Source organism: Aliihoeflea sp. 2WW, assembly GCF_000497755.1.
In the GTDB taxonomy this organism is placed as follows: domain Bacteria; phylum Pseudomonadota; class Alphaproteobacteria; order Rhizobiales; family Rhizobiaceae; genus Aliihoeflea.
Genome location: NZ_AYOD01000035.1, coordinates 354,905 through 371,940, shown reverse-complemented (window position 1 = coordinate 371,940; position 17,036 = coordinate 354,905). Strand labels below are relative to the sequence as shown.

At 63.8% G+C, this 17,036-nt stretch carries 17 protein-coding genes; 7 read left to right on the top strand and 10 right to left on the bottom strand.

The window, feature by feature from the left end; genetic code table 11:
- The first annotated feature begins 167 nt into the window (after positions 1 to 167).
- Entirely contained in the window at positions 168 to 1,319 is a 1,152-nt protein-coding gene (locus tag ALII_RS0115915; protein ID WP_024588225.1) for a zinc-dependent alcohol dehydrogenase family protein, read from the top strand.
- Between the two features lie 21 nt (positions 1,320 to 1,340).
- Here the strand turns inward: ALII_RS0115915 and ALII_RS0115910 are convergent, their stop codons facing one another.
- Together ALII_RS0115910 and ALII_RS0115905 are read right to left on the bottom strand one after the other, a co-directional pair.
- Positions 1,341 to 2,474 (bottom strand): acyl-CoA dehydrogenase family protein, encoded by a 1,134-nt coding sequence (locus ALII_RS0115910; RefSeq protein WP_024588224.1) that lies wholly within the window; start codon positions 2,472 to 2,474, stop codon positions 1,341 to 1,343.
- Positions 2,475 to 2,484: 10 nt separating this feature from the next.
- Entirely contained in the window at positions 2,485 to 3,276 is a 792-nt protein-coding gene (locus ALII_RS0115905; RefSeq protein ID WP_024588223.1) for an enoyl-CoA hydratase-related protein, read from the bottom strand.
- A 153-nt stretch (positions 3,277 to 3,429) separates the two neighbouring features.
- On the opposite strand from ALII_RS0115905, the gene holA reads away from it, so the two are divergent.
- Positions 3,430 to 4,464, top strand: coding sequence for a DNA polymerase III subunit delta (holA, locus tag ALII_RS0115900; RefSeq protein WP_024588222.1), 1,035 nt, complete (start codon positions 3,430 to 3,432; stop codon positions 4,462 to 4,464).
- Between the two features lie 28 nt (positions 4,465 to 4,492).
- On the opposite strand, the gene ALII_RS0115895 is transcribed toward holA, so the two are convergent.
- From ALII_RS0115895 to hemE, 8 genes are all read right to left on the bottom strand, one after another.
- On the bottom strand, positions 4,493 to 5,371 hold the full coding sequence (locus tag ALII_RS0115895; protein ID WP_024588221.1) for a ParB/RepB/Spo0J family partition protein: 879 nt from the start codon (positions 5,369 to 5,371) through the stop codon (positions 4,493 to 4,495).
- A 12-nt stretch (positions 5,372 to 5,383) separates the two neighbouring features.
- Positions 5,384 to 6,184 (bottom strand): ParA family protein, encoded by an 801-nt coding sequence (locus ALII_RS0115890; protein WP_029660619.1) that lies wholly within the window; start codon positions 6,182 to 6,184, stop codon positions 5,384 to 5,386.
- Between the two features lie 2 nt (positions 6,185 to 6,186).
- Positions 6,187 to 6,816 carry a 16S rRNA (guanine(527)-N(7))-methyltransferase RsmG gene (gene rsmG / locus ALII_RS0115885; RefSeq protein ID WP_024588219.1) on the bottom strand — a complete coding sequence of 210 codons (630 nt, stop codon included), beginning with the start codon at positions 6,814 to 6,816 and terminating at the stop codon, positions 6,187 to 6,189.
- Positions 6,813 to 8,687: a tRNA uridine-5-carboxymethylaminomethyl(34) synthesis enzyme MnmG gene (gene mnmG, locus ALII_RS0115880; protein WP_244437445.1), complete on the bottom strand. Its 1,875-nt coding sequence runs from the start codon at positions 8,685 to 8,687 to the stop codon at positions 6,813 to 6,815. The genes rsmG and mnmG overlap by 4 nt, the downstream gene beginning before the upstream one ends.
- A 5-nt stretch (positions 8,688 to 8,692) precedes the next feature.
- Complete coding sequence (gene mnmE, locus ALII_RS0115875) at positions 8,693 to 9,988, bottom strand: tRNA uridine-5-carboxymethylaminomethyl(34) synthesis GTPase MnmE (protein ID WP_024588217.1); 1,296 nt, start codon at positions 9,986 to 9,988, stop codon at positions 8,693 to 8,695.
- A 77-nt stretch (positions 9,989 to 10,065) separates the two neighbouring features.
- Positions 10,066 to 11,331: a transcription termination factor Rho gene (gene rho / locus ALII_RS0115870; RefSeq protein ID WP_024588216.1), complete on the bottom strand. Its 1,266-nt coding sequence runs from the start codon at positions 11,329 to 11,331 to the stop codon at positions 10,066 to 10,068.
- A 153-nt stretch (positions 11,332 to 11,484) separates the two neighbouring features.
- Positions 11,485 to 12,012, bottom strand: coding sequence for a protoporphyrinogen oxidase HemJ (hemJ, locus tag ALII_RS0115865; protein ID WP_024588215.1), 528 nt, complete (start codon positions 12,010 to 12,012; stop codon positions 11,485 to 11,487).
- The gene (hemE, locus tag ALII_RS0115860; protein WP_024588214.1) at positions 12,009 to 13,040 is read right to left on the bottom strand and encodes a uroporphyrinogen decarboxylase; all 1,032 of its coding nucleotides are present in this window, start codon (positions 13,038 to 13,040) and stop codon (positions 12,009 to 12,011) included. The genes hemJ and hemE overlap by 4 nt, the downstream gene beginning before the upstream one ends.
- 371 nt (positions 13,041 to 13,411) lie before the next feature.
- Between hemE and ALII_RS0115855 the strand changes: the two genes are divergently transcribed.
- From ALII_RS0115855 to dnaQ, 5 genes are read left to right on the top strand one after another with little or no spacing between them, the layout of a single operon-like run.
- Positions 13,412 to 14,278, top strand: coding sequence for a pyruvate, water dikinase regulatory protein (locus tag ALII_RS0115855; protein ID WP_244437444.1), 867 nt, complete (start codon positions 13,412 to 13,414; stop codon positions 14,276 to 14,278).
- On the top strand, positions 14,275 to 14,874 hold the full coding sequence (locus ALII_RS0115850) for a Maf-like protein (RefSeq protein ID WP_024588212.1): 600 nt from the start codon (positions 14,275 to 14,277) through the stop codon (positions 14,872 to 14,874). Before ALII_RS0115855 ends, ALII_RS0115850 begins: the two co-directional genes overlap by 4 nt.
- Positions 14,867 to 15,703: a shikimate dehydrogenase gene (locus ALII_RS0115845; protein ID WP_024588211.1), complete on the top strand. Its 837-nt coding sequence runs from the start codon at positions 14,867 to 14,869 to the stop codon at positions 15,701 to 15,703. The genes ALII_RS0115850 and ALII_RS0115845 overlap by 8 nt, the downstream gene beginning before the upstream one ends.
- Entirely contained in the window at positions 15,700 to 16,299 is a 600-nt protein-coding gene (coaE, locus tag ALII_RS0115840) for a dephospho-CoA kinase (RefSeq protein ID WP_024588210.1), read from the top strand. The genes ALII_RS0115845 and coaE overlap by 4 nt, the downstream gene beginning before the upstream one ends.
- Positions 16,292 to 17,017, top strand: a complete 726-nt coding sequence (dnaQ, locus tag ALII_RS0115835; RefSeq protein ID WP_024588209.1) for a DNA polymerase III subunit epsilon — start codon at positions 16,292 to 16,294, stop codon at positions 17,015 to 17,017. The genes coaE and dnaQ overlap by 8 nt, the downstream gene beginning before the upstream one ends.
- Positions 17,018 to 17,036: the final 19 nt, after the last annotated feature.

Genomic DNA, 17,036 nt, shown 5'->3' with positions numbered 1-17,036 from the left:
GTTTGAAATTGGAACGCAAAGACAGATTTGCTTGAATCGCTATAACGGCTTCTTATGGCGGACCCGACGTCGCCCCCATGCCTGGCTTATGGCTTCCATATCGCTTTCCTATTGGCGCCGGGCGCCGTGAACGGCAATCCTGCGCGTCGGCACAAGGGAGGGACATCATGGCCGCCGTCACATCGGGATCGACGACACGCACACGCGCGACCGTGCTTCGCAACGCCCCCGCAACCCGCCCCTATGCACAGTCACGCCCCCTCTCGGTCGAGGAGATCGAACTCGACGCGCCGGGCCCCGGCGAGGTTATCGTCGCAATCAAGGCGGCCGGGCTTTGCCATTCGGACCTGTCCGTCATCAGTGGCGACCGACCGCGTTCGCTGCCGATGGCGCTCGGCCATGAGGCGGCCGGCATCGTCGAACAGCTCGGCGAAGGCGTGCGCGACCTCGAAGTGGGCGACCACGTGGTGATGGTTTTCATGCCATCATGCGGCCATTGCGTCCCTTGCGCGGAAGGCCGGCCCGCGCTGTGCGAACCGGGGGCGGCGGCAAACGGCGCCGGCACGCTGCTGGGCGGCGCGATACGGCTCAGGAGCCACGGCCAACCGATGTTCCACCATGTCGGCGTTTCGGCATTCGCCGGACACGCCGTCGTATCGCGCACCTCGCTGGTCCGCATCGACAAGGACATTGCCTTCGAGCATGCCGCGCTTTTCGGGTGCGCGGTGCTGACCGGCGTCGGCGCCGTCGTCAACACGTCGGGCCTCAAGGCCGGCCAGTCCGTCGCGATCGTCGGCCTTGGCGGCGTAGGGCTCGCCGCCTTGCTGGGTGCACGAGCCGCCGGTGCCTCCATCATCGTTGCAGCCGACCTGATGCCCGAAAAGCTGGCGCTGGCCCGCGAACTCGGCGCCACCCACACGGTCGATCCGCGCGACGAGGCAGCAATGGAGCACATCAGGACCATCACGCGCGGCGGTGTCGACGTAGCAGTCGAACTCGCCGGCTCCGTGCCTGCCCTCGAATTTGCCTACCGCATCACCCGGCGGGGCGGAACGACGGTGACCGGCGGGCTCGCCAATCCGGCGAGCCGGGTGTCGATCCAGCAGGTCTCGCTCGTCGCCGAAGAGCGGACGCTCAAGGGCAGCTATATCGGGAGTTGCATCCCTTCGCGTGACATCCCGCGCTACATCGAGATGTTCCGGCGCGGCATCCTGCCGGTCGACAGGCTCATGTCCGGCACCGGGCCGCTCGAAGGCATCAACGAGACCCTGGACGAGCTCGAGGCCGGCCGGGTCATCCGCTATATCTTCCTGCCTTGATGCCGGCGATCCAGCAGATATCTAGCCGGCGAACGATCTCGCGATGATGATCTTCTGGATATCGGACGTGCCCTCGTAGATCTGGCACACCCGCGCATCGCGATAGATGCGCTCGAGCGGGAAATCGGCCATGTAGCCATACCCGCCAAAGGTCTGCAGCGCCCCCGAAATGACCCGTTCTGCGGCCTCGGACGCAAACAGCTTCGCGATCGCCGCTTCGGTGAGGCACGGCTCGCCGGCATCCTTCATCCGCGCCGCATTCAGGACGAGCTGGCGTCCGGCCTCGATCTGCGTCCGCATGTCGGCGAGACGGAAGGCGACGGCCTGGTGCTCCATCAGCGTCTTGCCGAAAGAGCGGCGCTCCGCGGCATAGGCGACGGCGAGGTCGAAGGCGGCCTGCGCCATGCCGACCGATTGGGCGGCGATGCCGATGCGCCCCGTCTCGAGGCTCGACAACGCGATGCGGTAGCCCTCGCCCTCGGCACCGATCCGGTTTTCCTCCGGAATCTCGAGATTCTCGAATCGAAGCGAGCATGTGTCGGAGCAGCGCTGGCCAAGCTTTTCCTCGACTTTCGCAACGACATAGCCAGGCGCGTCGGTCGGTGTCAGGAATGCGGTTATGCCGCCCTTCGGCCCGGCATCTTCCATGCGGGCGAAGAGGATCGTCCAGCCGCCGATCTTGCCCGACGTGATGAATTCCTTCGACCCGTCGATGACGTAGCGGTCGCCCTGCCTGCGAGCGCGGGACTTGAGCGAGCCGGCATCCGAGCCTGCCTCGGCCTCGGTGAGCGCAAAGGCGCCGATGAACGCACCCGCCGCTGCGGGGCGCAGCACGCGCTCCTTCTGGTCGGCATTGCCGTATCGCTGCAGGATCGCGTTGAACGGAGCGTTGTGAACGCTCATGACCGTCGAGATCGCGCCATCGCCGGCCGCGATTTCCATCAGCGCCAAGGCATAAGACACATAGTCCGCACCGACGCCGCCATCGGCCTCGGGAACGGTCATGCCCATGAAACCGAGTTCGGCAAGGCCCGCAACGATTTCGGGCTCGATCGTCTTGTTGCGATCGCGCTGCGCCGCGCCGGGCGCCAGAACCTCGCGGGCAAAGGCGCGCGCGGTATCGCGGATCATCGTCTGTTCGTCGGTCAGGGTCATCGTTCAGCTCTCATTCGCCGGCAAAATCCGGCTTGCGCTTGGTCAGAAAGGCAGTGACGCCTTCGCGGAAATCCGCCGTTCGCGTGCCCGCCAGAAAGGCCGCGCGTTCGGCTTCGAGATGTTCGGCGAGTGGCCGCTCGAGCGCCTGGTCGGTCAATCGTTTGAACTGGCCGAATGCCCGCGTTGGACCACTGGCGACCCGTGCCGCGATCTCGTCCGTAGCAGCGCTCAGTTCGCCGGCCGCGACCACGCGGTTGACGATGCCTGCGGCAAGAGCCTGACCGGCATCGAGCGCCTCGCCCAGAAACATCAGTTCCGCCGCCTTGGCCCGCCCGACCTTGCGCGGCAGGAACCACGTCCCGCCGCAATCCGGCGACGATCCGACCTTGTCGTAGGCGACGACGAAACGCGTGCCTTTTTCGGCGATTACCAGATCCGCATTCAGCACCAGCGAAAGCCCGGCCCCGGCCGCGACGCCCTTCACCGCTGCAATGACCGGCGCATCGATCGCCCTCAGGCGCAGGAGCGCGGGATGAAGCGCATCGAGAAGAGCGTTGACCACTTCGGCCGAGCGGGTGAAATCCGCGCCGAACGCGGCGACATCGCCGCCCGCAACGAACGCCCTCCCCTCGGCGGCAAGGGTGACGGCGCGCACGCCGCCCGCCCGCGCCACATCTTCGACGGCGTCGCGAAACGCCTCGGCAAGCGGCACGTCCAGCGCATTGAGGACGTCGGGTCGGTTGAGGACGAGACGGACGATGCCCGCGGCGTCGTTTCGTTCGACCCTTACAAGCTCGCTCATCTGTTCCTCGCTCGATATCCGGGCCGCGCAGGTGCCGACGAACCTATTCTAGGGAATGGCGGCCGGGTCAAGCCGCGCGGCCCCGGCAACCGGCGCCCGCTCTTGACAGAGGCCGCGATTCTTGGCCCCTAGCGTCAGCAGGAAGCGGGAATTATGGCACAGAAAAAGGCCCACGAAGTCGACGGTTGGCTGGCGCGGCCGCAGGGCGCGTTTCCGGTCGTGCTGATCTATGGTCCCGACCGGGGGCTCGTTTCCGAACGCGCCACGCTTTACGCGCGCCAGGCCGGGTTCCGGCTTGACGACCCGTTTTCCGTCACGCGCCTCGACGCCGGCGAGATCGAATCCGACCCCGGGCGTCTCATGGACGAGGCCAATACGGTGGCGATGTTCGCCGACCGGCGGCTGATCTGGGTCAAGGGCGCCGGCACGCACAAGGCGCTGGGCGCATCGCTGAAGGATTTGTGCGCAAGCCCGCCGGAGGCGACCATTATCCTCGTCGAAGGCGGCGACCTGAAGAAGGGCGCACCGGTGCGCGCAGCCGTGGAGCAGGGTTCGGCCGGAATGGCGCTGCCCTGCTATGTCGACCAGGCGCGAGCGATCGAGGGCGTGATCGACGAGGTGCTGGGGAGGGACGGCATCACCATTGCGCCCGACGCGCGTCAGGCCCTCAAGGCATCGCTCGGCGGCGACCGGCTCGCCACCCGATCGGAGATCGAGAAGCTGGCGCTCTATGCCGGTCGCGACGGCCGGATCGAACTCGCTCATGTCACTGAGATCGTCGGCGATGTTTCGGCAAAGTCCCTCGACGACGCGACAGATGCGATTCTGGCAGGCGATGTCGCCGGCTTCGACCGCGCTTATTCGGGCTGGGTGAATGCGGGAAACGCGCCTTTCCAGCTCGTCTCAGCGGTGATGCGGCAGTTTCAGCAACTCGAGATGCTCCGCGCAGCAGTTGATGGCGGCGCAAGCGCCTCCACGGCAGTCGCGGCCGCGCGGCCACCTGTATTCTTTAGCCGGCGAAACAACGTCGAGAGGGCGGTTCAGAAGTGGACGTCATCGTCGATCTCGCGCGGGCTCGAAAGGCTGCAGGCGACGGTTCTTGCCATGCGAACTCGATCGCAACTCGATGAGCCGACCGCCCGCCAGGCGATGCTGGCAATCGCCATCGAGGCCCGGCGCCTGCGATAGGCAAGCCGGGTGTTTCACGTGAGTCCAGTCAGTGACGCTGCAGACGGTGGCAGATCGTGTCGAGTTGCTCGAGGCTCGAATATCGAATCTTGATGTCCCCGCCACGCTGGCCATGCGTGATAGAAACCCTCAGACCCAGCGCGTCGGACAACGTTTTTTCGAGCGCGATCGTGTCGGCATCCTTCTCGGCCGCGGCATGCCGCTCGGCCTTGGCCGATTCCTGTCTGGCGGGCTGCTGCGCCAAGGCCTCCGCCTGCCGCACTGACAAGCCCTCATCGACAATCCGCCGCGCAAGACCGGCCGGGTCGAGCGCCGTCACCAGCGTGCGCGCATGGCCCGCCGACAACGAGCCGTCGGTCACGAGCGACCGGACGTGATCAGGCAGCTTGAGCAGGCGCAACGTGTTGGCAACGTGGCTGCGGCTCTTGCCGATGACCTGGCCAAGATCGGCCTGGGTATACTGGTGCTCATCGATAAGCTGCTGATATCCTTGCGCTTCCTCGACCGCGTTAAGGTCTGCGCGCTGGACGTTTTCGATGATGGCAAGCTCGAGGGCGACCCGATCCGTCACGTCCCGAATGACGATCGGGACGGCCGTCAGCCCCGCGCGTTGCGCCGCCCGCCACCGGCGCTCGCCGGCAATGATCTCGTAGTGTCCGTCCGGCATCGTCCGTACGACGACGGGTTGAACGATCCCATGCTCGCGAATCGACTGCGTCAGATCCTCGAGATCGCTTTCCGCGAAGCTACGCCGCGGATTGCGCGGGTTGGGCGACACATGCTCGATCGGCGCCGTGCGGTCCGCACGAACCGGCAATTGTTCGGAGGGCGTCGCTGGCCTGTCGAGATCGCCGATAAGGGCGGCCAGGCCGCGGCCAAGCCGCTTTCGGGACAGATCTTCGTTCATCTCGCTCTCCCTTCAAGCGGCGCGCAATACGCGTTCGCGCCGGATCACTTCCGACGCCAATTGCAGATAGGCCTGACTGCCGGAACATTTGAGATCGTAGAGGATCGCCGGCTTTCCATAGGACGGCGCCTCGGAGACGCGCACATTGCGGGGGATCACCGTCTCATAGACCTTATCGCCCATATGGCTTCGCACGTCCTGAACGACTTGATTGGCAAGATTGTTGCGACCGTCGAACATGGTCATCACGATGCCTTGGATCGTCAGGCGGGGATTTAGGTTGGCCCGGACTTGGTCGACCGTATGCAGCAACTGACTGAGACCCTCGAGCGCGAAGAATTCACATTGGAGCGGGACCAGCACCGAATCGGCTGCGGCCATGGAGTTGAGCGTCAGCAGGTTCAGAGATGGCGGGCAATCGATCAGGATGTAGTCAAAAGAGCCCGAGCCCCCCTCCACCGATTGGATCGCTTTGCGCAGGCGCAGGGCACGGTCGGGCGCAGAGGAGATTTCCATCTCGACCCCGAGAAGGTCGAGCGTCGATGGCACGACCGACAGCCCCGGAACGGCAGTCTTGACCGCGGATTGCGCGATCGTCGCCTCACCTATCAGCAGGTCATAGGACGAAATCTCGCGCTCGGCGCGTTCGATACCGAGGCCGGTGCTCGCATTTCCTTGCGGGTCAAGGTCCACGATTAGCACACGCTCACCGATTGCAGCGAGGGCGGTCGCGAGATTGATCGCAGTCGTCGTCTTGCCGACGCCGCCCTTCTGATTTGCCACCGTGATGATCCGTGGCTGTGATCCCACCATGATCAATGCTCCAGACGCTGAACGTTGGACAATTCCAGAACGCGACTCATCGCGTCAACCATGCTAGGATGTTCTATCAGATCGAAGCGCCAATGGTCACGCGCTTCGCGAATTTCCTGTTGGAAATCGCGCCCCTTGGGATAGAGGGCGCGTGATTTTCCGGGTTCCAGCCATGTTTCTGTAAGCTCCAGAAGCTTGCCAAGCGGCGCGAGTGCGCGGGCCGAGACGAGTGCCGGTTGCAGCGCGCTAACGGCGGCCTCGATCCGTTCGGGTCGAACAACCAGATCGAGCCCTAGCTCCACACCCGCGGATCGCAGGAACGCCGCCTTCTTTCGGTTGCTTTCGACCAATGTCGTGACAAGGCCGTGCGGCGCCCCGAGGATTGCGATCACAAGACCGGGCAGGCCTCCGCCACTCCCAATGTCAGTCCAGTCCCTCTCGTCGCGTCGGAAGCGCCACAACTGGGCTGAGTCGACGATATGGCGATTCCAAAAGTCGGTCTGAGACCCTGATGCTGCAAGGTTGATCGCGCGGTTCCAGTGATGAAACAGTCTTTCGAACTCAACTAGCTGTGCAAAAGTTTCACGTGAAACCTCACCGGCAACCCGGCTCAGTTGATCATACTGCGTCATGCCGCGACCGTCTTGGGCGTTCGCTGCAAGTGGGCCAGGAGCAGGGAAAGCCCTGCTGGAGTCATTCCCTCGATGCGGCCCGCTTGCGCGAGGGTAGTCGGCCGAACGGAGCCAAGCTTGGCCTTCATCTCGTTGGAGAGCCCGAGGATCGAGTCGAAATCCATGTCCGGCGGTATAAGAATGTTCTCGTTCTTGCGGAGGTTATCGATGTCGGCGATCTGCCGCTGGAGATAGACCGAATAGCCGGCCTCGATTTCAACCAGTTCACAGGTCGTCCGGTCGACGCTCGCCAGATCCGGCCAGACGCGTGTCAGATCTTCAAACGCGATCGACGAATGCGCCAGAAGGTCGTACGCGCTTCGAACTTTACCATCGGCATTGACCGGCAAATCTTTCCTGATGGCCTCCGATGACGAGAGCTTCAGTTCGTCAAGTCGCGACTTCAACGCCGCCAGTCGCTTGGTGCGCAGGGCGAACATATTGGCCCGCTCGGTGCCCACGACGCCGATGTTCAAGCCAAGCGGGGTGAGTCGCTCATCGGCGTTATCCGCCCGGATAGACAAGCGATACTCGGCGCGGGACGTGAACATGCGATAGGGCTCCGTCACCCCCCGGGTCGTTAGGTCGTCTATCATCACGCCGATATAAGCATCCGACCGTGACAGCGAGATGAGCGCGGCCCCGGCAGCGCGGTTTGCTGCATTCATGCCGGCCAGTATGCCCTGCGCGCCCGCTTCCTCGTAACCGGTCGTTCCGTTGATCTGGCCTGCCAGAAACAGGCCTGAGCAGGCTCGCATTTCGAGACTGGACGACAAGTCCCTGGGGTCGATGTGATCGTACTCGATCGCGTAGCCTGGCTGCACGATCTCCGCAGCGTGCAGGCCATCCATGGACCGAATGAAGTCGACCTGCACGTCCAGCGGCATCGAAGTCGACACGCCGTTGGGATAGACAAGATCGCTGTCCAGCCCCTCCGGCTCCAGAAAGATCTGGTGGCCATCGCGGTCGCCAAACCGAACGATCTTGTCCTCGATGGAAGGACAGTATCGAGGCCCGACGCCCTCGATCGCCCCGCCATACATTGCGGAGCGGTGGAGATTGTCGCGAATGACCTTATGCGAGACGTCGTTTGTCCGCGTTATCGCACACTCGATCTGCGGCGTGGAAATTGATGCGGTCAGCGTGGAAAACGGCGTGGGTTCGGCGTCTGCCGCCTGCTTATCCAACGCGTCCCAATCGATCGAAGATCGTTTCAGCCGCGGAGGCGTACCGGTCTTCAAACGACCAAGGCGCGCACCAAGGCGGGCAAGCGTTGTTGCGAGGCCGGTCGTTGCCTGCTCTCCCATACGGCCGGCTACGGTCTGGTTCGTCCCGATATGGATGAGACCTCGCAGGAACGTGCCGGTCGTCAAAACCACCGCTCCACAAGCCACATAGCCTGCCTGCTTTAGATGAGCGCCGGCAAGATGATTGTCTCGAACCTCCAGATCGAGCACTTCATCGGCGATGACTGTCAGGTTTTCCTGCTCCTGAACCAGCTCGGAAACCGCGCGTGCATAGAGCTTGCGATCGGCCTGGGTTCTCGGTCCGCGTACTGCCGGGCCCTTGCTCCGGTTCAGCAAGCGGAACTGAATGCCCGCCCTATCGGCCGCACGCCCCATGATCCCATCGAGGGCGTCGATCTCGCGAACGAGCTGGCCTTTACCCAGTCCCCCGATCGCAGGATTGCAAGACATCACGCCCAGATTTTCCGGGCTCAAAGTGACCAGCGCCGTGACGGCTCCCATGCGGGCGGCAGCCGCGGCGGCCTCGACACCGGCATGGCCGCCACCCACCACAATGACATCAAAACGTTGATGCTGCTGTTTCACGTGAGTCATTTCCCTATGCAAAAACGTGAAAATATGTCGCCAAGCAAATCCTCGACGTCGATTGCGCCGGTCAACCGGCCAAGCGAATCGGCCGCGATGCGTAATTCTTCGGCAACGAGCTCAAATTCGGAGCTGCAATTCGCCCGGTCGAGAGCGGCAATACAACCTTCTAGATGAGCAACATGCCGCTGCCTTGAGGGCACCGTATCGAGGATTTTGGTTCGCGAATCAAGAATTGTCGTCAGCTCGGCCATCAGGCGGTCGATACCGGCACCAGTCCTGGTGGATATTGCAATGACGTCCGCCGAACATGACCGCTGGTCGGACTTGCTTTGAACAGGCAGGACCAGCTCTGCGTCCATTTCGGGCACCTGTTCCAAGCCGTCGTCGAGAAGGAGAACGAGATCGGCAGTTCGGGACGCGGTCCTCGCCCGTTCGACGCCAATCTGTTCGACCGGATCGAGGGTTGTACGAAGCCCGGCCGTATCCGTTACACGTACGAGCCTGCCCCCAATATCGAGACGAACCTCGATGAGATCGCGTGTCGTTCCAGGGATATCCGTCACAATGGCAACGTCGCGTTTCGCTAAATAATTGATAAGGCTTGATTTTCCGGCATTGGGGGCGCCGGCTACGACGATATGGAATCCTTCGTTGATGACTTCGGCGATTCTGTAGCCGTCTAAATGATGACGGATACGCAGCGCCAGAGCTTTGATCTCCAGACGTACGGCATCGCCAAACTCCGGCGGCACGTCTTCCTGGTCGGAGAAGTCGAGGTCGGCCTCGATGCGCGCCCAGATCGACAGAAGGTCCGCGCGCCACCCCTCATAAAGCCGGCGCTGAGCCCCGTCGGCATTGGACAAGGCAAGGCGCCGCTGCGCGTCCGTCTCGGCAACGATCAGGTCCGACAGCGCCTCGGCAGCCGTCAGGTCGATCCGACCATTGAGAAACGCGCGCATGGTGAACGCGCCGGCCTCGGCCGGTTCGAGGCCTGTCAGTTGCCCCAACCGCCGGAAAAGCGCGGCCGCAACGGCGCGGCTGCCGTGAAGCTGAATCTCGAGCACGTCCTCGCCGGTAAAGCTGGCCGGCGCCGGGAAATAAATGCAGAGCGCATCGTCGATCGGTGCGTCCGTTTCGTCGCGGATCGTCGAGAGCACCGCGCGACGGGGTTCGAGCGTCGGCCGACCGGTGAGGAGCGGAATGATGGCAGGCACATGCGGGCCGGAGATCCGAACCACGGCGACGCCGGCGGGCAGGGCGCCGCTCGAAAGCGCATAGATCGTCGTCGGCGCACTCATTGGTCACTCCAATGCGAAACGGCGGACATGAGCTGCCCGCCGGATCGATAAGCCTTAACTGGCAACCCCCGAAGAGGTCAGGTGTTCATGGAATCGAAGAAGTCGCCATTGGTCTTGGTCTGCTTCAGCTTGTCCATGAGGAATTCGATCGCGTCGGTCGTGCCCATCGGCGCAAGGATGCGGCGCAGGACGAAGATCTTCTGCAAATCCTGGCGCTGGACAAGGAGATCTTCCTTGCGGGTACCCGACTTGAGGATGTCCATGGCCGGGAAGATGCGCTTGTCGGCGACCTTGCGGTCGAGCACGATTTCCGAATTGCCGGTGCCCTTGAACTCTTCGAAGATGACTTCATCCATGCGGCTGCCGGTGTCGATCAGCGCGGTCGCGATGATGGTCAGCGAGCCGCCTTCCTCGATGTTACGCGCCGCGCCGAAGAAGCGCTTGGGGCGCTGCAGCGCATTGGCGTCGACGCCGCCGGTCAGGACCTTGCCGGAGGACGGAACGACCGTGTTGTAGGCGCGGCCGAGACGGGTGATCGAATCGAGCAGGATGACGACGTCGCGGCCGTGCTCGACGAGGCGTTTGGCCTTCTCGATGACCATTTCGGCGACTTGCACGTGGCGAACGGCCGGCTCGTCGAAGGTGGAGGAGACAACCTCGCCCTTCACCGAGCGCTGCATGTCGGTGACTTCTTCCGGCCGCTCGTCGATCAGGAGAACGATCAGATAGGCTTCCGGGTGATTGTGCGCGATCGAATGCGCGATGTTCTGCAGCAGCACGGTCTTGCCGGTGCGCGGCGGCGCGACGATCAGGCCGCGCTGGCCTTTGCCGAGCGGCGCGACGAGATCGATGACGCGGGCCGACATGTCCTTCGAGGTCGGAACCTCGAGCTCCATCTTGAAACGCTCGTTCGGATAGAGCGGCGTCAGATTGTCGAAATGGATCTTGTGGCGGATCTTCTCGGGGTCTTCGAAATTGATCGTGTTGACCTTGAGAAGCGCGAAATAGCGCTCGCCTTCTTTAGGCGAACGGATCGGGCCTTCTACCGTATCGCCGGTCTTCAGCGAAAAGCGGCGGATCTGCGAGGGCGAGATGTAGATGTCGTCCGGACCGGGAAGGTAGTTCGCATTGGCAGAACGCAGGAAACCAAAGCCGTCCTGCAGGATTTCGACCACGCCTTCGCCGATGATCTCGACATCCTGCGCAGCGAGCTTCTTCAGGATCGCGAACATGAGCTCCTGCTTGCGCATGACGCTCGCATTCTCGACCTCGAGCGATTCGGCAAACGCAATGAGGTCGGTCGGACCCTTGCTCTTGAGCTCTTGTAGTTTCATTTCCTGCATAGACGCACTCGGCTGGCGATGGGGGAAGTCGATTAGGACGTAGGAAGGCTGCGGCGCGGATATGCCGTCATGAAAGAAGCGGGCCGCGCGGCGAAAGGAAGGACTGTTCTCTTAGCGCTGCGCTTTTGAAAGCGCAAGCCGCGCATCCGAGCCTCAGAACGGCTTTACCACGACCAGGACGACGATGACAATCATCAACAGGGTCGGGCCTTCGTTCATCAGGCGCCAGTGCCGGGCCGACTTTTCGTTGCGGTCCTCGGCGAAGAGACGAACGGCCTTGGAGAAATAGCCGTGCAGCCCCGACATGGCGATGACCGCCAGGATCTTCAAGTGCAGCCAGCCGCCGGAAAAGCCAAAGCCCTGCCAGGCGAGCCAGAGGCCGAGGACCCAGGCGACCGTCATCGCCGGATTGATGATGACGCGCAAAAGGCGCTGTTCCATCACCTTGAAGGTTTCGGATTGCGGCGTGCCGGGGCCGATTTCGGCGTGGTAGACGAAGAGGCGCGGCAGATAGAGCATGCCCGCCATCCACGAGATGACGGCGATCACATGCACGGCTTTGGCCCAGAGATAAGCCTCCGCCGGGAACAGGAGGAGCGCGGCCGCGGTCAGGACGAGGAAGACGGCGAGCGCGATGCCGGCCCGCGTGCCCGGCCCGGCCCTGGTCGTCGTCTCGCTCACCGGCTCGCTCCCCGAACCTGCGCGATCATCGCCTTGACATGCTCGATCGGCGTCGGCGGCGTGATGCCGTGGCCGAGATTGAAGATCAGCGGGCCGCCGGCGAGATTGTCGAGAATGGCCGCTACGCCCTCACGCAGCGCCTCGCCGCCGACGACAAGCCGCAGCGGGTCGAGATTGCCCTGGATGGGCCCCTCGGCCTGCAGGCGTCGTGCCTGGCTCCAGGGAACGCTCCAGTCGAGCCCGAGCGCCGTCACGCCCGTCTTCCCCCGGTAGCCCTCGTAGAGCGCCCCTGCCCCCTTCGGAAAGCCGATGATCGGCACGTTGGGATGAACCGAGCGGACCTTGTCGACGATCCGCTTCATCGGCTGAACGCAGAACGCCTCGAACGAAGCTTCGTCGAGAACGCCCGACCAGGAATCGAAGATCTGGACGCAATCTGCGCCCGCCTCGATCTGGCGGATCAGATAATCGGCCGAGCAGTCGGCCAGAAGCGCGAGCAGCCTTCGCATCTCGGTCGGGTGCCGGTAACCGAACAGACGCGCCGGCGCCTGGTCCGGCGTGCCGTGCCCGGCGATCATGTAGGTCGCCACCGTCCACGGCGCGCCGCAAAAGCCGATCAGCGTCGTCTCCGGGGGGAGTTCTGCGCGGAGGCGCCGCACCGCCTCGTAGACCGGCGCCAGATGATCGTGCAGCCGGGACGCATCGAGCCGCTCGACCTCATGCGCCTCGATCGGCGTCATCAGCGGGCCGCGTCCCTCCTCGAAGCGCAGGTCGCGGCCGAGCGCATGCGGGATGACGAGAATGTCGGAGAAGAGGATCGACGCGTCGAAGCCGAAGCGACGGATCGGCTGCATCGTCACTTCGACGGCAAGATCGGTATTGTAGCAAAGGTCGAGGAAACTCCCCGCCTGTTTGCGCGTTTCCCGATACTCCGGCAGGTAGCGCCCGGCCTGTCGCATCATCCAGATCGGAGGCGGAAAGACGCTTTCTCCCTGCAAGACCTTCAGCATCTTCCGTTCGATCGTCATTCGCGGCCTTTCCGTCGAGCGTCTTAAAAAATTAAAGAAATTTTTAAGAACTCTTATGGTTCTTAGAGTCTGTTGGAATCGGGGTTTCCCGCTTCTCCCCGAACGCGTGCGCGTCGGCCAGTGGTTATATCGCCGCAAGGGCAATTGCGAAACCTGTTGATGGTCAACGGGGATCGTCACGATTTGTCGTTTCGGATCAGACGCTTGCGACGATCCCTGACGATCCGCCCGATCGTGCGGGGCTGTGCGATCCCAGCGTCTTGCCCACGCAATTTCCCACAGGCCCGATTCCGCCCCACAGTTTCGCGAATTGTGGAGAAACGGCCATCTGATACATTGGCCCGCGAACGGCCCTGCCGCTCTCCCGCTTTATGCACACTCGCCCACAGGGCAGGCAGAATCCCGTGAACAAACCGCAGAATTTCTTCCATCTCCACCTGATTTCGGATGCGACCGGCGAAACGCTGCTCGCGGCAGGCCGTGCCGCGGCCGCGCAGTACAAGAACGCGCGCGCGATCGAGCACATCTACCCGCTGATCCGGACCGACAAGCAGCTCGAAAACGTCTTCGTCGACATCGAGGAAGCGCCCGGCATCGTGCTCTATACGGTGGTGGACCAGGAACTGGCGGCGCGGATCGACGCGCACTGCCAGTCGCTCGGCCTGCCCTGCGTCTCCGTGCTCGAGCCGGTGCTGATGGTCTTCCAGTCCTATCTTGGAACGCCGGCCGGCCGCCGCGTCGGCGCGCAGCACGTCCTCGACGCGGATTATTTCCGCCGCATCGACGCGCTCAATTTCACCATGGAGCATGATGACGGCCAGTTGCCGCCGGACATCGAGGAAGCCGACATCGTCCTGATTGGCATTTCGCGCACCTCGAAGACGCCGACATCGATCTATCTCGCCAATCGCGGCATCAAGACCGCCAACGTGCCGATTGTCATCGGCGTGCCGATCCCGCCGCAGATCGTCGGCGCGAAGAAGCCGTTGATCGTCGGGCTGATCGCGACGGCGGAGCGGATTTCGCAGGTGCGCCAGAACCGCGTGCTCGGCGGAGCGGGGTTCGACCATGGCGACTATGTCGACCGGCTTTCGATTTCCGAGGAACTGGCTTATGCCCGTCAGATCTGCCACCGGCATGGCTGGCCGATGATCGACGTCACGCGGCGCTCGATCGAGGAAACCGCAGCCGCCATCGTCGCGTTGCGCAACAAGACCCAGCGCGAGGAGGCGTTGTGACGACGAACATCATATTGGCTTCGGCCAGCCCGTTTCGCGCGAAGATGCTGAAGGATGCCGGCGTCGAGGTGACCATCGAACGGCCGTCCATCGACGAGCGCGCGGTCGAGCAGGCCGTTGCGGGTGCGGGGCTCCGTCCGGACGATCTGGCGCAGATCCTCGCCGAGGCGAAGGCCGTCGACGTCAGCCAGAACCATCCGGGCGCCTTCGTCATCGGCTGCGACCAGACCCTGTCGCTGGGCGAAGAACTCATGCACAAGCCGACCGACATGGAGGACGCGCGCCGCCGGCTCCTGAAGCTTTCCGGCAGGACGCACCAGTTGAACAGCGCGGTGGTCATCGCGCAGGATGGCGAGGCGATCTGGCGGCACGTCTCCGTCGCGTCGCTGACCATGCGCGATCTCGATCCCGGCTTCGTCGGCCGTCATCTGTCGGCCGTCGGCGATGCGGCGCTGTCATCGGTTGGCGCGTACCAGATCGAGGGCAGGGGCATCCAGCTCTTCGACAAGATCGAGGGCGATCACTTCACCATCGTCGGCCTGCCGCTTCTGCCGCTGCTGGCGAAACTGCGCGAGCTGGGCGCGATCGATGGCTGACATGACCCGGGCTTTCGTGATCGGCCATCCGATCGCCCATTCCCGCTCGCCGATGATCCACGGCCATTGGCTCGCCGCGCATGGTATCGCTGGCGACTACCGCGCCATCGATGTCGCGCCGGCTGACCTCTCGGCATTTCTGGACCGCGTCCGGCGCGGGGAGTTTGCGGGCGGAAATGTCACCATTCCGCACAAGGAAGCGGTCTTCGAGGCCGTGGTCCACCGCGACGCGGCCGCAGGCGCCATCGGCGCGGTCAACACGCTCTGGATTGAAATGGGCGAACTCGTCGGCGGCAATACGGATGCCTATGGCTTCGCCGCCAACCTCGACGCGAACGCGCCGCAATGGCGCATGGCCGAAACGGCTTTGGTGCTCGGCGCCGGCGGCGCGGCACGGGCTGTGCTTCATGCGCTGCGCGAGGCCGGTATAGCCAAGGTGACGGTCGCCAACCGCTCCGCCGCGCGAGCCGGCGAACTTGCGCTTGCGTTTCCGGGCGTCAAGCCTGCGGGTCTCGATCAGGCGCCGGCGCTGCTTGCGAGGACCGACCTTCTCGTCAACACGACGTCGCTCGGGATGAAGGGACAACCGTCGCTCGATCTCGACCCCGACGCGCTCCCGGACCACGCGATCGTCACCGACATCGTCTATGCACCGCTGATCACGCCACTTCTGGCGCGCGCCGCATCCCGCAATTTGAAGACCGTCGACGGGCTCGGCATGCTCCTGCACCAGGCCGTGCCGGGATTCGAGCGCTGGTTTGGCGTCAGGCCGGCGGTCACCCCTGATCTGCGTGCCTTGATCGTCGCCGATCTGGAGGCGCAGCGATGATCGTCATCGGATTGACCGGCTCGATCGGCATGGGCAAGTCGACGACCGCGCGCTTCTTCCGCGAGGCGGGCGTTCCGGTGCATGATTCGGACGAGGCCGTGCACCGGCTTTATGCCGGCAAGGCGGCACCGCTGATCGAGGCCGCCTTTCCGGGTACGGTGAAGGACGGCGTGGTCGACCGCGCGCTGCTCGGCAGTCGCATTCTGGGTGACGCGGCGGCGCTGAAGACGGTCGAGCGCATCGTCCATCCGCTGGTGCGCGCCGACGCCGACGCCTTTCTGGCGGAACATCGGGCGGCAGGCCGGAAACTCGTGGTGCTGGACATCCCGCTCCTGTTCGAAACCGGCGGGGAAGGGCGCGTCGACCGAATCGTGGTCGTTTCCGCGCCTGCCGACATCCAGCGCGAACGCGTGCTCGCGCGGCCGGGGATGTCGGTGGAGAAGTTCGAGGCGATCCTTGCCAAGCAGGTGCCGGACGCCGAAAAACGAAAGCGCGCCGATTTCGTCGTCGAGAGCGGCGGCGGGCTGGAGGCAGCGCGCGCGGCGGTCGAGGCGATCGTGGCGGAACTCAAAGGCGAAGCGGCATCCGATGCGTGAGATCATCTTCGACACCGAGACGACCGGCCTCGACCCGAACGAGGACCGGATCATCGAATTCGGCGGCATCGAACTCGTCAACCGCTTTCCGACCGGGCGCAACTTTCACGTCTACATCAATCCGCAGGGCCGGCAGGTCCATCCCGAGGCGCTGGCCGTTCACGGCATCACCGATGCCTCGCTTGCCGACAAGCCTGTCTTTGCCGGCATTCTCGACGATTTGCTCGCCTTTCTCGAAGGCGCGCATCTCATCGCGCACAACGCGAATTTCGACGTCGGCTTCCTCAATGCCGAGTTCGGGCGGCTTGGCGTCGACATGGTCGAGCCGGCGCGCGTGGTCGACACGCTGGCGATCGCGCGGCGCAAGCATCCGATGGGCCCCAATTCGCTGGACGCGCTCTGCCGGCGCTACGGCATCGACAATTCGCACCGGACCAAGCACGGCGCGCTGCTCGATTCCGAATTGCTCGCGGAAGTCTATATCGAGCTGATCGGCGGACGGCAGGCGGCGCTCGTTCTCGACGTCCAGACAAACGCGGCCGGAGAACGGTCCGACGGAAGCGCTGCGATCGAAATCCGGCCGCGCCCCAGACCGCTTGCTCCACGTCTCGGCGCGGATGAGATCGCCGCGCATGCTGATCTCGTCAGAACGCTGGGCGACAATGCGATCTGGCGTGTGGTCGACCCATCCTACGCGGCGGCCGCGAACGGTTCCTGAAACGAAAAAACCCGGCTCA